The sequence below is a fragment of the Lactococcus nasutitermitis genome (genome assembly GCF_018403765.1).
In the GTDB taxonomy this organism is placed as follows: Bacteria; Bacillota; Bacilli; order Lactobacillales; family Streptococcaceae; genus Lactococcus; species Lactococcus nasutitermitis.
In genome coordinates this window covers 413,023-432,087 of the sequence record NZ_BOVQ01000002.1, presented here as the reverse complement: position 1 = coordinate 432,087, position 19,065 = coordinate 413,023, and the positions used below count along the sequence as shown (strand labels likewise).

Genomic DNA, 19,065 nt, shown 5'->3' with positions numbered 1-19,065 from the left:
TCGAACACAGAAGTTAAGTCCATCCACGGCGGAAGTACTTGGAGGTTGCCTCCTGGGAGATAGGCTAGTTGCCAAGTATTGGGGAGTTTAGCTCAGCTGGGAGAGCATCTGCCTTACAAGCAGAGGGTCAGCGGTTCGATCCCGTTAACTCCCATTCAAGGAAACTTGAAGAGGTTCCATAGTATATCGGCTAGTACATCGCCCTGTCACGGCGAAGAGACGGGTTCGATTCCCGTTGGAACCGTTGTATCGTGAGATACAATGACTCGTTAGCTCAGTTGGTAGAGCATTTGACTTTTAATCAAAGGGTCGCGCGTTCGAGCCGCGCACGGGTCATTCGTTGGATAAGATATCTGCGAGCGGATGTGGTGAAATTGGCAGACACGCTAGATTTAGGTTCTAGTGCTTTAGGGCGTGAAGGTTCAAGTCCTTTCATCCGCATATGTTAATTTAGGTTACTCAGTAGCCGACTTAGCTCAGTTGGTAGAGCATCTGATTTGTAATCAGAGGGTCGCGTGTTCGAATCATGTAGTCGGCATAGGAAACTTTGGGAGTAGAGGGATATTTACTGCTTGCAGGGTTTAGGATAATTTGCGAACGTAGTTCAGTGGTAGAATACAACCTTGCCATGGTTGGGGTCGCGGGTTCGAATCCCGTCGTTCGCTTTCGGATATTTAAATCCGTTAATAATAGTTTATATGCAGGCGTGGCTCAACTGGATAGAGTATCTGACTACGAATCAGACGGTTGTAGGTTCGAATCCTACCGCTTGCATCGAAGATTGTCATTCTTTGAGTGGTAATTTTCGGGAAGTAGCTCAGCTTGGTAGAGTACTTGGTTTGGGACCAAGGTGTCGCAGGTTCGAATCCTGTCTTCCCGATTGAGGTTTTAAAAAACTAAAATTGGTTTTGTTCCCTCTTTTGGCGGTGTAGCTCAGCTGGCTAGAGCGTACGGTTCATACCCGTGAGGTCGGGGGTTCGATCCCCTTCGCCGCTATTACTTGATGAGACTGGATCTTTAGCTCAACTGGTTAGAGCTCTCGGCTCATAACCGAGCGGTTGCAGGTTCGAGTCCTGCAAGATCCATTTGTTTGGATATTATTCAAGCTTCCTTTATTTATTAACTCACATTGCTAATATTGTTTTGTGAGTTAGTGAAAATTGGCTCGGTAGCTCAGTTGGTAGAGCAAAGGATTGAAGCTCCTTGTGTCGGCGGTTCGATTCCGTCCCGCGCCATTGTTACTTTTAATGGTAAGTAACATTTGCGGATGTAGTTTAATGGTAGAACTTCAGCCTTCCAAGCTGACCACGCGAGTTCGATTCTCGTCATCCGCTTCAAATTTTCTGTTACTCTTCGCAGGAACTCAATCACGTACCTTAGTACGTTTCAATCGTTCCTTCCTAGATTAACAAAGAATTTATTAATCTACATGGGAGATTAGCTCAGTTGGTTAGAGCACTGTGTTGATAACGCAGGGGTCTCAGGTTCGAGTCCTGAATTTCCCATAGATATTAGTTATCTATTTTTGTTGAATTTGCCTGTGTGGGGAGTTACTCAAGTGGCTGAAGAGGACGGTTTGCTAAATCGTTAGGTCGGGAAACCGGCGCGAGAGTTCGAATCTCTTACTCCCCTTTGTTGACGTCTATTGTTTAATAGGCGTCTTTTGTACTTTTGTCGTTTGGTGATTATTCAATGATGCTGAACTTTTAGAATATGTTTGTGTGTATTTCTATTTGCGTTCTTATTGGGAAGAGGTGTAAATGGCAATTTTAAGTAATGAGGAGTTGGTAGAATTAAAGGGGAAGGTGAATATTGCGGATGTGATTTCGCAGTATGTTACTTTGTCTAAAAATGGTAAGAATTATCTAGGACTTTGTCCTTTTCATGGGGAGAAGACGCCAAGTTTTAATGTCAATGCTGAAAAGGGTTTTTATCATTGTTTTGGTTGTGGTAAGTCTGGCGATGTGATTGAATTTTTGAAAGATTATAAGCAGGTTGGTTTTGTTGATGCTGTGAAGGAATTGGCTGAGTTTGCTGGTGTGACACTTGCGGTTGATGAGGCTCGTGAACAGCGGAATAATCCAAATTCGGCATTATATGAAATCAATAATCAGGCGGGACGTCTTTACAATATTTTGCTGATGTCAACGGAACTTGGCGCTCGGGCACGAGATTATTTGGAGGAACGTGGGATTTCGACTGAGATTATCAAGCGTTTCAATATTGGCTTGGCACCGGATGAGGAGGATTTTATTTTCAAAAATCTTTCACAGAAGTTTGAAGAAGGTGTTTTGGCAAATTCGGGTTTATTTAATTTTTCAAATAATCGTGTGTTTGATGCGTTTAAGAATCGGATTATGTTTCCAATTACAAATGAATATGGGCATGTCATTGGCTTTTCGGGGCGTAAATGGCAGGCGGATGATGTGAGTAAGGCGAAATATATCAATACTTCGGCGACGACAATTTTTGATAAGTCTTTTGAACTTTATAATCTGGATAAGGCGAAACCGGTAATTTCTAAGAGTCATGAAGTTTATCTGATGGAAGGGTTTATGGATGTTATCGCGGCCTACAAGGCTGGTGTGTTTAATGTTGTGGCTTCGATGGGAACGGCTTTGACAGAAAAACATGTGCATCGGCTGAAACAAATCGCAAAAAATTTCGTATTAGTATATGATGGGGATTCTGCGGGACAAAATGCAATTTATAAAGCGCTGAATTTGATTGGTGAGGGGCAAACGCAGGTGGCTAAAGTGCCTGAAGGTCTTGACCCGGATGAATATGCGAAAACTTATTCGTTGGAGAGTTTGGCGGCTCTGATGAAAAATGGACGGATACAGCCGATTGAATTTTTGATTGACTTTTTGCGTCCTGAGAATTTGTCAAATTTGCAGGTGCAGCTTGATTTTATTGAGCAGATGGCAGGTCAGATTGCTAAGGTGCCGTCTTTGACTGCGCAGGATGCTTTTATAAGGAAATTAGTTGAGATTTTGCCTGATTTCGAGTATAATCAGGTAGAGAATGCTGTGAATTTGCGGCGTGAAAATGTTGCGGGGCTTGAGAATTTCTCGTCAGAAGTTGAAAATACTTTGACAGAAAATTTTCCTGCTCGAAGTGACCTAGTGCCTCCTGTCAGAGAGGATGAAAGTTTTTTGACAGAACTGTCAAAAAATGTACCACCCGATTTTTTGGAAAATGTGCCTGAATATGCACCGCGCATAGTTCCTGCGGTTCCTATCAAACAACCTGCGATAAAATTGTCGCGGATTGAACGAGCAGAAGAACAGCTCCTTAATCGGATGATTTATCATTCGGCGGTACTCAAGCGTTTTGAGGAAGATGAGAATTTCCGTTTTGTTCATCAGCGTTATCAGGATTTATTTGAGAAAATAATGATTGAGGCGATGACTTTTGGTGAGCTGGAGGATTCACATTTGGCTGGAGAATTAGAGGCAGATGAGCGGAATTTGTTTTATCAGATTATCAGTTTGGACTTGCCTGATGAGGTTTCTAGTCAGGAGCTTACAGATTTGACGGGAACTTTTGCTCGGGAAATGGATGTGACGAAGCTGTCCGAACTTATTCATCAGCTAGAAACTGCTCAAAAGTCGGGCAACAGGGAACGAGAATTGGAACTGACCGTTCAAATTATTAATCAAAAGAAAAAATTATTATAATTTTTTATGTTTTACAAAGAGGAGGATTACATGGCTCAAACTAAGAAAAGAATTAACCAAATCGCAAAGGAAACTGGAATTCCAAGCACTGCATTGGTTGCCAAGGCTATCGAGCTACAAATGGCTGTGAAGTCGCATTCGAGTTCTGTCACGGAAAATGAAGAACGACGTCTCCTTGAAGCGATGGACGTAAAACCTATCGTTGTGGAAAAAATTGAACCTATCAAAAAGGTGACGGTTAAAAAAGAAGTTGCAAAAGAACAAGAATTTGATACAAAAGCTTTTGACAAAGCTGTCAAAGAGTATATTGCGAAGCGTAAACCGCTTGGACAAGCGCTGGATGATGAAATCACGGATGACTTGGTGGTTAAGTTTGAACTCGACCCAGAGGCGATTGATGATTTGTTGACGCAAATTCAAGATGCTGGGATTGATATTGTCGACACAGAAGGAAATCCGAGTCCGCTGGCTTTGAAGGCAAATGAAACAGAAGAAAAAGAACATGATGTTTCAGATAATGCAATGGATGAAATTGTCACAAATGTGCGTATTGATGACCCTGTCCGTATGTATCTGAAGGAAATCGGACGTTATCCGTTAATTTCGCTGGATGAAGAAACGAAACTTGCTGAGGCGATTGTTGCTGGTGGTGAAGAAGCTGAGTTTGCCAAACAAATGCTTGCTGAGGCGAATTTGCGTTTGGTGGTTTCGATTGCGAAGCGTTATTCTGGTCGTGGAATGCAGTTTTTGGACTTGATTCAAGAGGGAAATATGGGCTTGATGAAGGCTGTGGATAAATTTGACCACACGAAAGGTTTCAAATTCTCGACTTACGCGACCTGGTGGATTCGTCAGGCGATTACACGTGCGATTGCTGACCAAGCACGGACAATCCGTATTCCTGTCCACATGGTTGAGACGATTAACAAATTGATTCGCGTGCAACGTAATCTCTTGCAGGACCTCGGACGTGACCCGTCGCCAGAAGAAATCGGGAAAGAATTGCACATGGCGCCAGATAAAGTGCGTGAAGTTCTGAAAATTGCGCAAGAACCTGTGTCACTTGAAACGCCAATTGGTGAGGAAGATGATAGTCATTTGGGCGATTTCATTGAAGATGATGTGATTGAAAGTCCGGTTGACTATACCAACCGTATTTTGCTCCGTGAGCAGCTGGATGAAGTCATGGATACATTGACTGACCGTGAGGAAAATGTCCTGCGGATGCGCTTTGGACTTGACGATGGTCGGATGCACACTTTGGAAGATGTTGGAAAACAATTCAAAGTGACACGTGAGCGTATTCGTCAGATTGAAGCAAAAGCCATCAAAAAATTGCGTCATCCAAGACGTAGCAAACCTTTACGTGATTTTATGTAAGTGAAAAACTTTTTGACAGTTCTGTCAAAAAGTTTTTTTATCTCTTTTTTCAAGTTTTCTAGCCTCTGTCAAAAAAAGCATTAGGAAATTGTTTTTGACAAACTTGTCAAAAAATTTTTTATGAAAATTCAATAGTGTACACTATTGTTATGATGTTTGACAACATCATAAAACATTATTGGAGAAACAAATGGAAAATCAACCAACATTTTGCCCGACTTGTGGCAAGGAAATTGAGGCTGGAAGTGCCTTTTGTACGAACTGTGGTGCAAAATTGAGAACTACAACAGTCGATGAAACAAGTAACACAAACTCATCCAAAAATTTTGTCACAGAGCAGCAAAAAGAAATTTTGAAAAAAAGTGCGACAAACCTTTGGAGCTGGGCAATAAGCGCTATCAAAGCACCAACAAAAAGTACAGCAGAAGAAAATCCCATCTGGTTTAACTGGTTAGCTTTTCTGGTGACTGCGATTTTTGGGACACTTACTCTATGTAAAATACTTGTGAATATTGTTACAAGTACGAGCGATAGTGTGGGAAATGCACTTGGCTCAGCCAATGATTCTCTGGGGAGTCTCTACAGTCAAAGTGTTGGAAATCCAGTGACAAACACTGCAAATCATGTGTTTGGACAGATTATTTTCCCAGTTATTATCAGTTTTATCATCCTTCATGGGGCGACAATTTTGGGTGCTTGGCTGGCAAATTTTGCAATTCTTGGCGATAAAACATACACATTTCAAAAAATCCTTCATTCTTATGGACGCTTTTATGTGTTACTTTTTGCGATGAGCTTTGTGAGTTTTCTATTTGCCCTCATTCATGTCAATGTTCTAGCGATTTTTATTGCTTATCTGGCAATGATGCTCTGGACATTTATTTCATTTTTCTCTTATATCAATACGACAGCTCAGCGAAAAATGGATACATTTTACATCAAACTTCTTGCATGGTTGGCAAATTGCGCAGTTCTTGGTCTTGCATTTTTGATTGTTTTTGCAATCATGGGTTCAGAAATTGCGACACTTATCCGCAACGCAACTGGCGGATTATTATAGGAGATAAAGATGGAAAATCAAAGCAAATTTTGCCCACATTGTGGGACAGAAAATAAAGCAGAAGCCACATTTTGTGCGAATTGTGGTCAATCAATGACTATCAACCAAGCAGATAATAAAGAACCAGAAACGAAAGAAAAACGTCCAGTCAATAAGAAAATGATTGGAATTATTGGTGCTATTGTTGCAGTTATTCTCATTGTCGGGGGGATTTTTGCCTACATCAATGCACAACCAAAAAGTATTTTAGGCAGTGTCAAGGTCAACTTTTCTGGTTACAATAGCCAAGGAACAGCTAGCATTTCCGGTAATTATGAGAAAAAAGAAATTGAAATCATTGGCAAAAAAGTTGGAATGTCGTCATCAGAAATTAAAAGCCTAGAGAACGGTAATTTGAACGCTAATCTTCCATATTTGACGAAAAACAGCCCATCAAAATTGCAAAAATTTGCGAAATATGTTGAAGATACAAGAATAAATCTTAGCCAATCGCAAAATTTATCCAACGGACAAAAAGTGACTTTAAAAATCACAACAACATTAAAAGATAATCCAATCAAGCAGGAAACAAAAAAATATACGGTCAAAAGTTTGGAAAAAGCAACAACTTATACGATTGAAACTGCTTTGAAAGAAAATCCTGTCACCTTCACTGGTTTCAATCATTTTGGCTCTGTCAAATTTGACGATGATGAATTTACAGTAAACAATGATGATTCTGATTCTGCACCGGCAGATTTGACAAATGGCGAGCGTGTCACAGTCCAACTTTCAGAAAATTATATCAGCGGGCAAAAAGATAATGGAAAAATATTGTCTGGCTCAGCAACAAAAACTTTGACAGTTTCAGGATTGACAAACAGTCCAAAAATATCAAATTTGAATGATTTATTAACGCAAGAAGATACGGTCGTTCGTGCAGACAATGAAAGTACGACAGGTGATTTTGGTACAACTTACACGGTAACACGTTTAGATTCGTATTTTGTAGGAACAAATGTTAGTGAATGGGGAGACACCTCAGATGATGAGAATGGCGAGTTTTCTGTTGTTACGATTTACAAAGTTGTGAGCCATTTTAATGACGATACGGACACATCCAATGATACAACAGGCTACGATACTTATGGCTATACAGGTTTAACTTTGACAGATGGAAAAGTTGATGTCAGTAGGTTGACAGATGACAATAAATATGAAGGTGGAAGTTCATCCTCAGAACAAGCAGCGGTTGACCAACTCAAATCAGATTATTCGAGCGCAACAAAATTAGATTAAAAACAAAAATTCTGTCAGATTTGACAGAATTTTTTTCATATAAAATCAAATTATTTGCCAAAATCTAAGAAAATGATTATAATTAAATCATCAAAGGTCAAAATTGGTCAGACTTTTAATAAGAAAAAACAGTTTTCAATCTTTGATATTAAAAAATTAGAGTAAAATAGTATTTAGAATGTTCTGTAATTTTTGACAGAGTTGTCAAAAACGCAGACAAGGCAAAAGGAGGACTTTATATGCTCTGTCAAAATTGTCATATTAACGAGGCTACCATTCACCTCTACACCAATGTGAATGGACAAAAAAGACAAACAGATTTGTGTCAAAATTGCTACCAAATCATGAAGGCAGGCGGACAAGAAAGTCTGTTTAGCAACGCAAATTCGATGAATGCGAATGATGATGAACCATTCAACCCATTCAACGACATTTTCAGCGCTCTTCACGGCAATGAATTGCCAAATGAACGTGGCACACAAGGACAAGTTCCACCAACACAAGCAGGCGGACGAGGTCCTGGTGGACCGCGTAATCCACGTTCACAGCGACCAAAAGGAATGCTCGAAGAATTTGGCGTTAATGTCACAGATAGCGCGCGCCGTGGCGAAATTGACCCCGTCATCGGACGTGATGAAGAAATCAAACGTGTCATCGAAATTCTCAATCGTCGGACGAAAAACAATCCTGTCCTGATTGGCGAACCTGGTGTTGGTAAAACGGCCGTCGTCGAAGGACTTGCACAGAAAATCGTTGATGGCGATGTACCACAAAAACTTGCCAGCAAAGAAGTTATCCGTTTGGATGTCGTTTCGCTCGTACAAGGCACAGGAATCCGTGGACAATTCGAGGAACGGATGCAAAAACTCATGGACGAAATCAGAAAACGCAATGACGTAATTTTGTTCATTGATGAAATCCATGAAATTGTCGGTGCAGGTTCTGCAGGTGATGGCAATATGGATGCAGGAAATATCCTGAAACCAGCTCTCGCGCGTGGCGAACTCCAACTGGTCGGTGCAACAACGCTCAATGAATATCGGATTATCGAAAAAGATGCCGCTCTCGAACGTCGTATGCAACCTGTCAAAGTCGATGAACCTTCTGTTGAAGAAACATTGATTATCCTCAAAGGTATCCAAAAACGCTACGAAGACTATCATCATGTCAAATACACAGATGATGCGATTGATGCCGCAGCAAAATTGTCAAATCGTTACATTCAAGACCGTTTCTTGCCAGATAAGGCTATTGACCTGCTTGACGAATCAGGTTCTAAGAAAAATCTGACCCTCAAATTCGTTGACCCAGACGACATCAAACGTCGGATTGCCGAAGCAGAACAACACAAAAATGAAGCAATGCGCACAGAAGATTTCGAGAAAGCCGCACATTTCCGCGACCAAATCTCAAAACTCCGCGAATTGCAAAATCACGAAGTATCTGATGATGAAATCCCAGTGATTACAGAAAAAGATATTGAGCAGATTGTTGAGCAAAAAACGCACATTCCAGTGGGCGATTTGAAAGAAAAAGAACAAACGCAGCTCATTCATTTGGCAAGTGACCTGCAAGCGCACGTTATTGGTCAAGATGAAGCGATTGACAAAGTGTCTAAAGCTGTCCGTCGTTCACGTGTTGGTCTCGGCAAACCTAACCGTCCAATCGGTAGTTTCCTCTTTGTCGGCCCAACTGGTGTCGGAAAAACGGAACTTGCCAAACAACTTGCCGTTGAACTCTTTGGCTCAGCGGACAGCATGATTCGTTTTGATATGAGCGAATACATGGAAAAACACAGTGTGGCAAAACTCATCGGTGCGCCTCCAGGATATGTCGGTTACGAAGAAGCTGGACAGCTCACGGAACAGGTCCGTCGTAATCCATACAGCTTGATTTTGCTTGATGAAATCGAAAAAGCCCATCCAGATGTGATGCATATGTTCTTGCAAATCCTTGATGACGGCCGTTTGACGGATGCACAAGGTCGCACGGTCAGCTTCAAAGATGCGATTATCATCATGACCTCAAACGCTGGTACAGGAAAAGTTGAAGCCAATGTTGGTTTTGGTGCGGCGCGTGAAGGTCGGACAAATTCTGTTCTTGGACAGCTCGGCGATTTTTTCAGCCCAGAATTCATGAACCGTTTTGATGCGATTATCGAATTTAGCGCACTTTCTAAGGAAAATCTCCTGCAAATCGTTGATTTGATGCTCGAAGAAGTCAATGCACAGATTGCTCGCAATGAAATTCATCTGAGTGTCACGCAAGCAGCGAAAGAAAAACTTGTTGACCTTGGATACGACCCAGCAATGGGCGCACGTCCATTACGTCGGACAATTCAAGACCATATCGAAGACCCGATTGCTGACTTCTACATCGAACACCCAGAATACAAAGAACTTGTCGCTGACCTGATTGATGATAAGATTGTCATTGCCAATCATACCGAAGAACCTGCAGAAACAACTGACGAAGAGGTTCCAGCAGAATAAAGCATAAAATTATTTTTGACAGTTTTGTCAAAAAATATAAATCACTTATGACAGGGTCATAAGTGATTTTTTTGATGAAAAAGTAAATAAAACATTACTTTTTGTTTGACAGACTTTACGTAAAGTGTTAAACTCTATTTGTAAATAAAAGTTTACATTTATAGAAGGAGAAAATGTGATAAAAAACAGAATAAAAGTCTTGCGTGCCGAAAATGACATGACCCAAGATGAGCTTGCTGAGCGCGTCGGTGTCTCCAGACAAGCCATCATCTCCATCGAAAAATACAAATACAAACCGTCATTAGACCTCGCCTTTAAAATCGCCAGAGAATTTGACAAATCAATCGAAGAAATCTTTGAATATACGGAGGACGAAAAATGATTTTGGAAATAATTATCTTAGTACTGGTTGCTTTGACACTCATCATGCGCTTATTAACTGTCCGCGGCGAGCGCGCATTAAAATCACTTTACAATAATGATGAACGCTATCAAGAAATCGTCCATCAAGCCAATTCGGCAACTTTTCAAATCATACGCTGGACTTTTGTTGTCTTTGTCCTCTCCTTACTCACGTTGAGTTTTTGGCTACAAAAAATGGAGATAAATATCAATCTGGCGACAAGTATTGCTCTCTTTTTTGGCTGTGGCTTTCAAATTATCCGCTATTACCTCATCAAAAAGCTAGATAAGGAGCTATGATGGACATCAATGCAATCATTCACAATAATACCGAGCTGATAATTGATGGAATTGTGCTGATTTTAGTCCTCTGGATTATCTTCAAACAACTTCGTGTCCAGCGCCTGAAATACCGTCCTTGGCTCTATGTCATTATTATTGTTATCGGTTTAAATCAAGCCGTGCAAGCAGGAAAAAATTTCCACATAAGTGCCAACTATGAACTCCTTGTTTTCCTTGGTTCGCTTTGTTTGCCAATCTTTCTCGGACTTTTGCGGGCAATGACCTATCATTACTGGGTCGGCGAAAGTCCAGATAAAAAAGATGGCGGAAAACAACTCGTCTTACGTCAAGGTTCTTGGCTCACGCTTCTTTTGTGGATTATCAATTTTGCCTTGCACGGTTTTATCCACTATCTTAATCCCGAAACAGCCATTTTCAGTACCTTTGAAATCGGCCTAACACTTTTTGCCCAACGAATGATTGCCTACACGATTGCTCGCCGCAAATTTCCCAGAGAAATCGAAAATAATTAAAAACAAAGAAAAGAGAAAAAGTGAAACATTCAAAAAGAAATCCGTTCGTTGGGAGGATTAGCAGATTTTCTGCAAAACATCGCTGGTGGATTGTGGCAAGTTGGCTCGTTATCTTGATTGCCTGTGTTTTCGGAGCAAAAACACTTGAAAAACCAATGAGTTCAAGCTTTACCATCAAAAATCTCCAATCCATCACAACATTAAATACAATCAATAAAAAATTTGGCAATTCATCTGATGGAGGAAATATCGTCTTTGCAGCGCCCAAAGGAGAAAAATTAACAGCAGAAGATGCTGAAAAAGTCGCAGAACTTACCCAAAATCTGGAACAAATCAAAGGCATTACCTCAGCAACAAATCCCTTTACCGCTCAAGTAAAAACACTTTCTCCTGCAGGAAGAATTGGCTATATCGCTGTGACCTTTAACAAGCAAGCCACAAGTGGCACTAGCGTACAACATTCCGCCACGCAAAATGCGATAAAAAAAGCAGTGGACAAGGTCAATTCTCCAGAGTTGAAAGTAAAAATGACATCAGGATTATTGCCAGCATCAAGTTCCAGTTCAAATCCTCTGATTGGCTTAATCCTTGCCTTTATCATCTTGTTTATCACATTTGGCGCCTTGTGGACAGCAGGATTTCCTCTGATAAGTTCGGTGTTAGCTTTGGGAATTTCAATGACTGGAATTTCGATGGTCACACATTTTACAACAATCAATGACGTTGCGCCCGTCCTTGCGATGCTGATTGGGCTGGCTGTTGGGATTGATTATTCTTTATTTATCATCAATCGTCACAAGCAACAACTCCTCTCGGGCATGGAAATAGAAGCTTCCATCATAAAAGCAGGAGCGACCGCAGGCACAGCTGTTGTCTTTGCTGCTTTTACCGTCATCGTCGCACTGGTTGCTTTAGCCGTGGCGCGTGTCCAATTTCTCACACAAATGGGACTTTCAGCTGCCTTTGCCGTCTTTGTTGCTATGTTTGTGGCGATTACTTTAACACCTGCTTTACTCGCTATTCGTGGCAATAAAATTCTTAGAAAACGTGAACGTTTAGCACTCAAAGCAGGAGAAGTCCAAAAACACGGTCATCACGCAGATAGCTGGGCAAAAATTATCACAGCCCATCCTATCCTTGCTATCCTCGTTTCAGTTATTGCTTTACTCATTCTTGCTTTTCCTGTATTATCCATTCACTTGGGCCTGCCAAATGATGGCAATCAACCCTCAGATACACAGCCAAGACAAGCTTATGACCTGATGGGACAAGGATTTGGTTCCGGAGTCAATGGACCAATTATCCTTTTGGCAAATTATCCAAGCATCCAAGCACACCAAATAAACTCCAAGTCGGACAAGCTGTTGAAAAGCTCAAAACAGTCGCTGACGTCGCAGAAGTCATCCCATCAGGACTGAAAAGAAATGCTCTCCTGATAACAGTGATTCCAAAAAGTGGCCCCTCTGCCCTTTCAACACAACGCTTAGTACAAAGGCTAAGAAAAACAAGCTTAGAAAGTTCTTTAGCAGGCAAACCAAAATTAGAAGTTTCCGGACAAACAGCTGTCAACATTGACGTTTCTAAACGTCTGGCAAATGCCTTGCCTCTTTATCTTTTATTAGTTGTTGGCTTTGCCTTTATCCTTTTGGCAGTTGTCTTTCGTTCATTGCTCGTGCCATTAAAAGCTGTACTAAGTTTTCTGTTAAGCCTTGGTGCAGCGCTTGGCAGCACGGTTGCTGTCTATCAATGGGGCTGGTTAGGAAAGCTCTTTGGTGTTGACCCTGCAAGTCCAATTCTCTGTTTCTTGCCGATTATTGTGATTGGTGTCCTCTTTGGTTTGTCAATGGATTATGAGATTTTCTTGGTCAGTGGGATGCGTGAACGTGTCGTGTTGGGCGATGAAGCACATACTGCGATTCATTCAGGTTTCGCTTTGGGTGCAAAAGTCGTTGCTGCGGCAGCCTTGATTATGATTGGTGTCTTTGGCAGTGGAATTTTCACTTCAGCCAGCACAACAAAACCGATTGCTTTTGCCTTAGCAGTTGGCGTGCTTGTCGATGCCTTCGTGGTGCGGATGATTATCCTTCCTGCGGTGATGGCGCTGTTTGGAAAATCTGCTTGGTGGTTCCCACATTGGTTAGATAAGATATTACCTAAAATCACGATTGAATAAATAAAAAATCATCTGTTAAGATGATTTTTTTAGTCATTAGTTTCTTGCTCAAATTTGGCAATCGTACCAGTTTCAACGTTGATATAATACTCAAATACGTGGCGGTCATTGCGAAATTCGAGTTCCCAGATGCGTTGCCCATGCTCAGTATCAATACCTGAACTTTCAGAGAAATGTGCGTTGATACCACGTTCTTGCAAGTCTTTTTCAGCAATTTTAATCGCCTTGTTTTCTGAAATGTCGCCTGTTGTTTTTGACTTGCCAGAGTTTTCATTGCTTGTATCATCGTCGGCTTCTACAACTGTTGAGATTTCAGAGTGATTGCGCACGCCTTCGTTGATAGTCCAGCTACGTAAGAGAAATCCACCCGTACCAGCTATCGCAAAAACAGCGATGAATAATAAAATGAGCCATTTTTTACTGTTCAATTATCTTTTCCTCCATTTATTCTTTATATTTATTATAACAAATGAGAAGAAGATGAAGAAAAGATATGAAAAATCTAATTATTTTCCCAAATCCAACGGTCCAAGTCTTTTAATTCATAGTTTTCCTCAGTTTCTTGGGCTACTTTTTCAAGTGTAATCGCGGAAAGTGTGGAAACAAGTGTGTTTTCAATGGTATCAAGGGCATCAGTGATGGCACATTTTTGTGCTTTATCACCTTCGCTCCCTAGAAAATTTTTAAGTAATTGTTGACTTTGAAAAATCTTGCCACGTCCTTCAACAGCGAGAAAAACATCGTAAAATGTGATATCAGAAAGTGGTTTTGCTAGAGAAAAACCGCCATTTTTTCCTGTTGTTGAGCTGAGAATACCTTCATTGACAAGAAGTTTAATGATTTTTTTGAGGTAAGATTGGGACACGCCGAGCCTGTCTGCCAGCATGATAGAGTTCATTGCACGATTATCTGGAAAGCGTGCGAGAATAAGTAAAACATAGACGGACTGCTCCCAGCCTGATGATAATTTCATAGAGTCTCCTATTCGGGATATTTATTATCTTTATTATAACATTTTTTCTTGACAAATAAAAACAAAGGTTTTATAATGATATTAGAGATATGAAATATCGCTAAATAAAAAACGGAGGACTACTAAAATGGTAGTAAAAATCGGAATCAATGGATTTGGTCGTATCGGACGTTTGGCTCTGCGTCGGGCGCAAAATGTGGAGGGGGTTGAAATTGTTCAGGTCAATGATTTGACAGACCCTGCAATGCTTGCGCATTTGTTGAAATATGACAGTACACAAGGAAAATTTGATGGTAAGATTGAAGTTGCTGAGGGCGGATTTCTTGTCAATGGAAAATTTGTCAAGGTCACTCAAGAAGCTAATCCTGAAAAAATTGACTGGGCAGCTTCTGGCGTTGAAATTGTGCTTGAAGCGACTGGCTTTTTTGCCACACGTGAAAAAGCTGAAAAGCATTTGCACGCAAATGGTGGAGCGAAGAAAGTGATTATCACGGCGCCTGGTGGAAATGATGTCAAGACGGTTGTTTACAATGTCAATCATGACACACTTACAGGCGAGGAAACTGTGATTTCTCCTGGTTCTTGTACAACAAATTGTCTTGCACCAATGGCAAATGCGCTGAACAAGGAATTTGGAATTGTCGTTGGGACGATGACAACGGTACATAGTTACACAGGAGACCAGATGTTGCTTGATGGCCCACATCGTGGTGGAGATTTTCGTCGGGCGCGTGCTGCAGCTGTCAACACAGTACCTGCAAGTTCTGGCGCTGCGAAAGCTATTGGACTTGTCTTACCTGAACTTAACGGTCGTCTGAAAGGTCATGCACAACGTGTGGCTACACCAACGGGTTCATTGACAGAGCTTGTCAGTGTGGTTGAAAAGCCAGTCACAGTCGAGGAAGTCAATGCAGCGATGAAGAAATATGAGACAGAAAGTTTTGCCTATAATACTGATGAAATCGTCAGCTCTGACATTATCGGAGATACACATGGTTCAGTATTTGATGCGACTCAGACAGAAGTCACTTCACATGGCGATACTTATCTTGTCAAAACTGTTGCTTGGTATGATAATGAAATGAGCTTCACAGCGCAGCTCGTACGGACTTTGGAATATTTTGCTAAGATTGCAAAATAATTGTTGATGAAAATGAAAACCCTTGTCAAATTTTGACAAGAGTTTTTTTGACAGTTCTGTCAAAAAATAAATAGCAAAAAAGCTTTTGACAAAACTGTCAAAAACTTTTTTTATTGGATAACGAGCATTCCATCTTTGACAGCCCAAGGTTGTTCAGGATTGATGTGGTCGTAGAACATGATACCATTTGTATGGTCGATTTCGTGCTGCACACACATGGACTCAAAGCCTTTCAGACGGATTTTTTTCTTCTCGCTATTTTTATCAACATACTCAACGGTAACGCGCGCATGACGTACGACAAAACCAGGGACATCGCGGTCAACGGAGAGGCAACCTTCGCCGCCTTCTAGTGCAGCTTCTTGGACGGATTCGCTGATAATGCGTGCATTGTACATGATTTCTTGCATTTTATAAGCTTCGGTTGGGGCGATTTCATTGCCATCTTCATCAACTTCTGGGTCATTTGGCACGAGAACAGCAATCACTTTTTTGAGAATGCCGAGCTGATTGGCAGCAAGACCGACACCGCCACGCAAGCCCATTTTTTCAGAAAGAACAGGATCTTGTGAATTACGCAGAAATTCCATCATTTTTTCGCCTAGACGAATATCTTCATCAGATAAGGGCAAAGTTACATTTTCAGCGACTTCACGTAGAGTTGGATAACCTTCACGGACGATGTCGTCCATGTTAATGAGATGACTTGCTTTGATTATATTTTCTTGAATTGACATTTTATATAAATCCCGAAAATGGGATTTTTCCTCCTATATTTTTATCTATATTTAAATTATATCATGAAAAAGGAGGTTGCGATAGTGCGAAAACTTTTAAGCTTAGCGATAATGTGTTAAAATAATATCAACTATTTGGTTACATTTCGTGAAAAATATCGTATTATATTATGAAAGAGGAAAATAAAATAGCGAAGAAAAAATCATCATCTTTTTTATGTCAAAATTGTGGCTATAAATCAGCAAGTTATCTTGGCCGTTGCCCAAACTGTGGGGAATGGAGTTCATTTGTTGAAGAAGTTGAAATTGCTGAAGTCAAAAATCAACGTGTGAGTTTAACGGGAGAACGCTCAAAACCCATGAAACTTGATGAAGTTGAGCTTTTTGATACACCGCGCGTGCCGACAGATTTGGAAGAATTTAATCGTGTATTAGGTGGTGGGATTGTGCCAGGTTCTTTGGTATTGATTGGTGGTGACCCTGGGATTGGGAAGTCAACCTTGCTTTTGCAAGTTTCTACACAACTTGCTTCTCGTGGACGCGTGTTGTATGTTTCAGGAGAAGAATCTGCCCAACAAATCAAGCTTCGTGCGGAACGTTTGGGAGATATTGACCGAGACTTTTATCTTTATGCAGAGACAAATATGCAAGCTATTCGTGCAGAAGTGGAACGTTTGCAACCTAATTTTTTGATTATCGACTCTATCCAAACAATCATGACACCAGAAATCCAGAGTACACAAGGCTCGGTCAGTCAGGTACGTGAAGTGACGGGCGAGTTGATGCAGATTGCTAAGACGAATGATATTGCGACTTTTATCGTTGGACACGTTACAAAAGAAGGGCAACTTGCGGGGCCTAGAATGCTGGAGCATATGGTGGATACTGTTTTGTATTTTGAAGGAGAACGTCAAAATACTTTTCGGATATTGCGCGCGGTAAAAAATCGCTTTGGTTCAACCAATGAAATTGGGATTTTTGAGATGCAAAGTCATGGATTAGCAGAAGTGACAAATCCTTCTGAGGTCTTTTTGGAGGAGCGTTTGGAAGGTTCCACAGGTTCGGCGATTGTCTGTGCGCTTGAGGGAACACGTCCGATTTTGGTGGAAATTCAAGCACTGACAACACCAACAATGTTTGGAAATGCAAAGCGAACAACTTCTGGACTGGACTTTAATCGTGTGAGTTTGATCATGGCTGTACTTGAAAAACGTGCAGGTTTATTATTGCAAAATCAGGATGCTTATTTGAAATCTGCAGGTGGTGTTAAATTGGATGAACCAGCGATTGATTTGGCTGTTGCTGTTGCGATTGCATCAAGTTATCGTGAAAAACCAACAGATGCACGAGAATGTTTCATTGGAGAAATCGGTTTGACTGGCGAGATTCGGCGTGTGACGAGGATTGAGCAACGTATCAATGAAGCAAGTAAATTAGGATTTAAGAAGGTTTATGCACCGAAAAATAGTATTTCCGGTATTGAAATTCCTAAAAATGTCAAAGTTATCGGTGTGACGACTCTGGAAGAATGTTTAAAACTTGTCTTTGGTTGATTTTTGTAGATGATGACAAATTATGAAAACGGCTAAATTTAGGAATATTTATAGACCTTGTGTTATAATTAGCATAGAGGCTTTTTGAGATTACATTCGTTTTTTAGATTAGTAAATGAGCTGTAGTCATACTATTTTGTGCTTAGATAAGAAATGGTCTGCGTTGTAGGTAAACTTGGAAGATTAAACAAGTGCTACATGAAAAACTTCAATTTTATATTCAGAAAGGAATATTGTATGCGTCGTTGGATAATCCATCTTTTGATGGCTATTGTTGGGGCATCCCTAGGAGTTGCGGCTTTGCCACCTGTGTGGCGGTTGGTGGGTCAGGAACGTAATGTTTTTGATCATGGGGTCGTGAACGGTTTAATTGGTGCCATTATTTTTCTTATTATTTCATTTTTTCTTGCCGGTACACTGTCTCGTGTTTTTTCACAAATTGAGAGTAAAGTTATCAATATCAATATGTCGAAACTTGTTTTCAACTTTATTGGTGCTGTTGTAGGTTTGGTTGTAGGTGTTTTGGGAAGTATTCCTTTGATTTTGTGGAATGTTCCTGTTTTGAGTAGTGTCGTTCCATTTTTGCTAATTTTGGGCTTGATTTATCTGGGATATGTGGTTTTCAATCGTCGTGGAGATGAGATTGTTCGAGTTTTTTCTCGGAAACGTAAAGAAATCATTGCGCATGAAAATTCAACTGAAGTTGCTACTGTTGTGGAAAATCAGATTGTGCTGGATACGAGTTCCGTGATTGATGGTCGGATTTTGGACGTTTTGCGGACAGGATTTATTTCAGATAAAGTGATTGTTCCGAATTTTGTGATTTTGGAATTGCAGTTGATTTCGGATAGTTCGGATGCGTTAAAACGTGCTAAAGGTCGGCGCGGGCTGGATTTGGTCAATACGTTGAAGGAATTTGATAATGTTGAAATTTCAGATAAAGATTATTCAGATATTCACGAAGTGGATACGAAGTTGCTCCGTTTTGCAAGTGAAACGGGTGCGAAATTGGTTACAAATGATTTTAATCTGAATAAGGTTGCTGAAATTCAAGGTGTGAAAGTGCTGAATATCAATGATTTGGCAAATGCGGTAAAGACACAGTTGGTCGTTGGCGAAACGATTGATGTGACGATTATTCGTGCAGGTTCTGAGCGCCAGCAAGGTGTGGCGTACTTGCCAGATGGCACGATGATTGTTATCGAAGATACAGCGAAAATGATTGATAAGACGGTGCGCGTGGAAGTGGCGAAAGTGCTGCAGACCAGTGCTGGACGGATGATTTTTGCTGATTTGATTAAGAAATAGTTTTTGACAGGGGACAAACTGACAGTGTTGCTATCAGCTTAGCCTGTCCGAGAAGTCTAGGTGCTGAAGTACC

At 40.8% G+C, this 19,065-nt stretch carries 16 protein-coding genes and 14 tRNA genes; 27 read left to right on the top strand and 3 right to left on the bottom strand.

Annotation, left to right across the window (positions count from 1 at the left end; translation table 11 throughout):
- Nucleotides 1–81: 81 nt before the first annotated feature.
- The 24 genes from KJS36_RS02630 to KJS36_RS02515 all read left to right on the top strand — a co-directional run bounded on the left by KJS36_RS02630 (nucleotide 82) and on the right by KJS36_RS02515 (nucleotide 13,280).
- Nucleotides 82–154 (top strand) — tRNA-Val (locus KJS36_RS02630).
- An 18-nt stretch (nucleotides 155–172) separates the two neighbouring features.
- Nucleotides 173–244, top strand: a tRNA-Asp gene (locus KJS36_RS02625).
- A 19-nt stretch (nucleotides 245–263) separates the two neighbouring features.
- Nucleotides 264–336: transfer RNA gene (locus KJS36_RS02620), tRNA-Lys, on the top strand.
- Nucleotides 337–359: 23 nt separating this feature from the next.
- A tRNA-Leu gene (locus KJS36_RS02615) sits at nucleotides 360–441 on the top strand.
- Nucleotides 442–465: 24 nt separating this feature from the next.
- Nucleotides 466–538: transfer RNA gene (locus KJS36_RS02610), tRNA-Thr, on the top strand.
- Between the two features lie 55 nt (nucleotides 539–593).
- A tRNA-Gly gene (locus tag KJS36_RS02605) sits at nucleotides 594–665 on the top strand.
- Nucleotides 666–700: 35 nt separating this feature from the next.
- A tRNA-Arg gene (locus tag KJS36_RS02600) sits at nucleotides 701–774 on the top strand.
- Nucleotides 775–806: 32 nt separating this feature from the next.
- Nucleotides 807–880, top strand: a tRNA-Pro gene (locus KJS36_RS02595).
- A 42-nt stretch (nucleotides 881–922) separates the two neighbouring features.
- Nucleotides 923–996, top strand: a tRNA-Met gene (locus KJS36_RS02590).
- Nucleotides 997–1,011: 15 nt separating this feature from the next.
- Nucleotides 1,012–1,085: transfer RNA gene (locus tag KJS36_RS02585), tRNA-Ile, on the top strand.
- A 77-nt stretch (nucleotides 1,086–1,162) separates the two neighbouring features.
- Nucleotides 1,163–1,235 (top strand) — tRNA-Phe (locus KJS36_RS02580).
- Between the two features lie 28 nt (nucleotides 1,236–1,263).
- Nucleotides 1,264–1,334, top strand: a tRNA-Gly gene (locus tag KJS36_RS02575).
- A gap of 97 nt (nucleotides 1,335–1,431) precedes the next feature.
- Nucleotides 1,432–1,505: transfer RNA gene (locus tag KJS36_RS02570), tRNA-Ile, on the top strand.
- Between the two features lie 39 nt (nucleotides 1,506–1,544).
- Nucleotides 1,545–1,632, top strand: a tRNA-Ser gene (locus tag KJS36_RS02565).
- A gap of 128 nt (nucleotides 1,633–1,760) precedes the next feature.
- Nucleotides 1,761–3,680, top strand: a complete 1,920-nt coding sequence (dnaG, locus tag KJS36_RS02560) for a DNA primase (RefSeq protein WP_213534016.1) — start codon at nucleotides 1,761–1,763, stop codon at nucleotides 3,678–3,680.
- Nucleotides 3,681–3,710: 30 nt separating this feature from the next.
- Nucleotides 3,711–5,060 carry an RNA polymerase sigma factor RpoD gene (gene rpoD, locus KJS36_RS02555; protein ID WP_213534014.1) on the top strand — a complete coding sequence of 450 codons (1,350 nt, stop codon included), beginning with the start codon at nucleotides 3,711–3,713 and terminating at the stop codon, nucleotides 5,058–5,060.
- A 190-nt stretch (nucleotides 5,061–5,250) separates the two neighbouring features.
- On the top strand, nucleotides 5,251–6,120 hold the full coding sequence (locus KJS36_RS02550; RefSeq protein WP_213534012.1) for a zinc ribbon domain-containing protein: 870 nt from the start codon (nucleotides 5,251–5,253) through the stop codon (nucleotides 6,118–6,120).
- 9 nt (nucleotides 6,121–6,129) lie between these two features.
- Nucleotides 6,130–7,398 carry a zinc ribbon domain-containing protein gene (locus KJS36_RS02545; RefSeq protein ID WP_213534010.1) on the top strand — a complete coding sequence of 423 codons (1,269 nt, stop codon included), beginning with the start codon at nucleotides 6,130–6,132 and terminating at the stop codon, nucleotides 7,396–7,398.
- 239 nt (nucleotides 7,399–7,637) lie between these two features.
- A complete protein-coding gene (locus KJS36_RS02540) occupies nucleotides 7,638–9,890 on the top strand; it encodes an ATP-dependent Clp protease ATP-binding subunit (RefSeq protein WP_213534008.1) in 2,253 nt (750 codons plus the stop codon).
- 175 nt (nucleotides 9,891–10,065) lie between these two features.
- Nucleotides 10,066–10,272, top strand: a complete 207-nt coding sequence (locus tag KJS36_RS02535) for a helix-turn-helix transcriptional regulator (RefSeq protein WP_373306157.1) — start codon at nucleotides 10,066–10,068, stop codon at nucleotides 10,270–10,272.
- Nucleotides 10,269–10,592, top strand: coding sequence for a hypothetical protein (locus KJS36_RS02530; RefSeq protein ID WP_213534005.1), 324 nt, complete (start codon nucleotides 10,269–10,271; stop codon nucleotides 10,590–10,592). Before KJS36_RS02535 ends, KJS36_RS02530 begins: the two co-directional genes overlap by 4 nt.
- Entirely contained in the window at nucleotides 10,592–11,107 is a 516-nt protein-coding gene (locus tag KJS36_RS02525) for a hypothetical protein (RefSeq protein ID WP_213534003.1), read from the top strand. The genes KJS36_RS02530 and KJS36_RS02525 overlap by 1 nt, the downstream gene beginning before the upstream one ends.
- A gap of 20 nt (nucleotides 11,108–11,127) precedes the next feature.
- Entirely contained in the window at nucleotides 11,128–12,525 is a 1,398-nt protein-coding gene (locus tag KJS36_RS02520) for an MMPL family transporter (RefSeq protein ID WP_213534001.1), read from the top strand.
- 23 nt (nucleotides 12,526–12,548) lie between these two features.
- The gene (locus KJS36_RS02515) at nucleotides 12,549–13,280 is read left to right on the top strand and encodes an MMPL family transporter (protein WP_213533999.1); all 732 of its coding nucleotides are present in this window, start codon (nucleotides 12,549–12,551) and stop codon (nucleotides 13,278–13,280) included.
- Nucleotides 13,281–13,309: 29 nt separating this feature from the next.
- On the opposite strand, the gene KJS36_RS02510 is transcribed toward KJS36_RS02515, so the two are convergent.
- Complete coding sequence (locus KJS36_RS02510; protein ID WP_213533997.1) at nucleotides 13,310–13,708, bottom strand: PepSY domain-containing protein; 399 nt, start codon at nucleotides 13,706–13,708, stop codon at nucleotides 13,310–13,312.
- A 74-nt stretch (nucleotides 13,709–13,782) separates the two neighbouring features.
- Nucleotides 13,783–14,253 carry an Rrf2 family transcriptional regulator gene (locus tag KJS36_RS02505; protein WP_213533995.1) on the bottom strand — a complete coding sequence of 157 codons (471 nt, stop codon included), beginning with the start codon at nucleotides 14,251–14,253 and terminating at the stop codon, nucleotides 13,783–13,785.
- A gap of 127 nt (nucleotides 14,254–14,380) precedes the next feature.
- Here KJS36_RS02505 and gap point away from each other — a divergent pair, with 127 nt between their 5' ends.
- Nucleotides 14,381–15,394, top strand: coding sequence for a type I glyceraldehyde-3-phosphate dehydrogenase (gene gap, locus KJS36_RS02500; RefSeq protein WP_213533993.1), 1,014 nt, complete (start codon nucleotides 14,381–14,383; stop codon nucleotides 15,392–15,394).
- A 110-nt stretch (nucleotides 15,395–15,504) separates the two neighbouring features.
- Here the strand turns inward: gap and def are convergent, their stop codons facing one another.
- Nucleotides 15,505–16,131 (bottom strand): peptide deformylase, encoded by a 627-nt coding sequence (gene def / locus KJS36_RS02495; protein WP_213533990.1) that lies wholly within the window; start codon nucleotides 16,129–16,131, stop codon nucleotides 15,505–15,507.
- A 170-nt stretch (nucleotides 16,132–16,301) separates the two neighbouring features.
- On the opposite strand from def, the gene radA reads away from it, so the two are divergent.
- Together radA and KJS36_RS02485 are read left to right on the top strand one after the other, a co-directional pair.
- Nucleotides 16,302–17,684 (top strand): DNA repair protein RadA, encoded by a 1,383-nt coding sequence (gene radA / locus KJS36_RS02490; RefSeq protein ID WP_213533988.1) that lies wholly within the window; start codon nucleotides 16,302–16,304, stop codon nucleotides 17,682–17,684.
- Nucleotides 17,685–17,921: 237 nt separating this feature from the next.
- Nucleotides 17,922–18,992, top strand: a complete 1,071-nt coding sequence (locus tag KJS36_RS02485; protein WP_213533986.1) for a PIN/TRAM domain-containing protein — start codon at nucleotides 17,922–17,924, stop codon at nucleotides 18,990–18,992.
- The last annotated feature ends 73 nt before the right edge of the window (nucleotides 18,993–19,065 follow it).

What these genes read in the sequence shown, in the direction of transcription:
- KJS36_RS02540 (WP_213534008.1), top strand. Translation starts at nt 7,638, where the DNA reads ATGCTCTGTCAAAATTGTCATATTAACGAGGCTACCATTCACCTCTAC.
- dnaG (WP_213534016.1), top strand. Translation starts at nt 1,761, where the DNA reads ATGGCAATTTTAAGTAATGAGGAGTTGGTAGAATTAAAGGGGAAGGTG.
- gap (WP_213533993.1), top strand. Translation starts at nt 14,381, where the DNA reads ATGGTAGTAAAAATCGGAATCAATGGATTTGGTCGTATCGGACGTTTG.
- rpoD (WP_213534014.1), top strand. Translation starts at nt 3,711, where the DNA reads ATGGCTCAAACTAAGAAAAGAATTAACCAAATCGCAAAGGAAACTGGA.
- KJS36_RS02525 (WP_213534003.1), top strand. Translation starts at nt 10,592, where the DNA reads ATGGACATCAATGCAATCATTCACAATAATACCGAGCTGATAATTGAT.
- radA (WP_213533988.1), top strand. Translation starts at nt 16,302, where the DNA reads ATGAAAGAGGAAAATAAAATAGCGAAGAAAAAATCATCATCTTTTTTA.
- KJS36_RS02485 (WP_213533986.1), top strand. Translation starts at nt 17,922, where the DNA reads ATGCGTCGTTGGATAATCCATCTTTTGATGGCTATTGTTGGGGCATCC.
- KJS36_RS02545 (WP_213534010.1), top strand. Translation starts at nt 6,130, where the DNA reads ATGGAAAATCAAAGCAAATTTTGCCCACATTGTGGGACAGAAAATAAA.
- KJS36_RS02505 (WP_213533995.1), bottom strand. Translation starts at nt 14,253, where the DNA reads ATGAAATTATCATCAGGCTGGGAGCAGTCCGTCTATGTTTTACTTATT.
- KJS36_RS02530 (WP_213534005.1), top strand. Translation starts at nt 10,269, where the DNA reads ATGATTTTGGAAATAATTATCTTAGTACTGGTTGCTTTGACACTCATC.
- def (WP_213533990.1), bottom strand. Translation starts at nt 16,131, where the DNA reads ATGTCAATTCAAGAAAATATAATCAAAGCAAGTCATCTCATTAACATG.
- KJS36_RS02550 (WP_213534012.1), top strand. Translation starts at nt 5,251, where the DNA reads ATGGAAAATCAACCAACATTTTGCCCGACTTGTGGCAAGGAAATTGAG.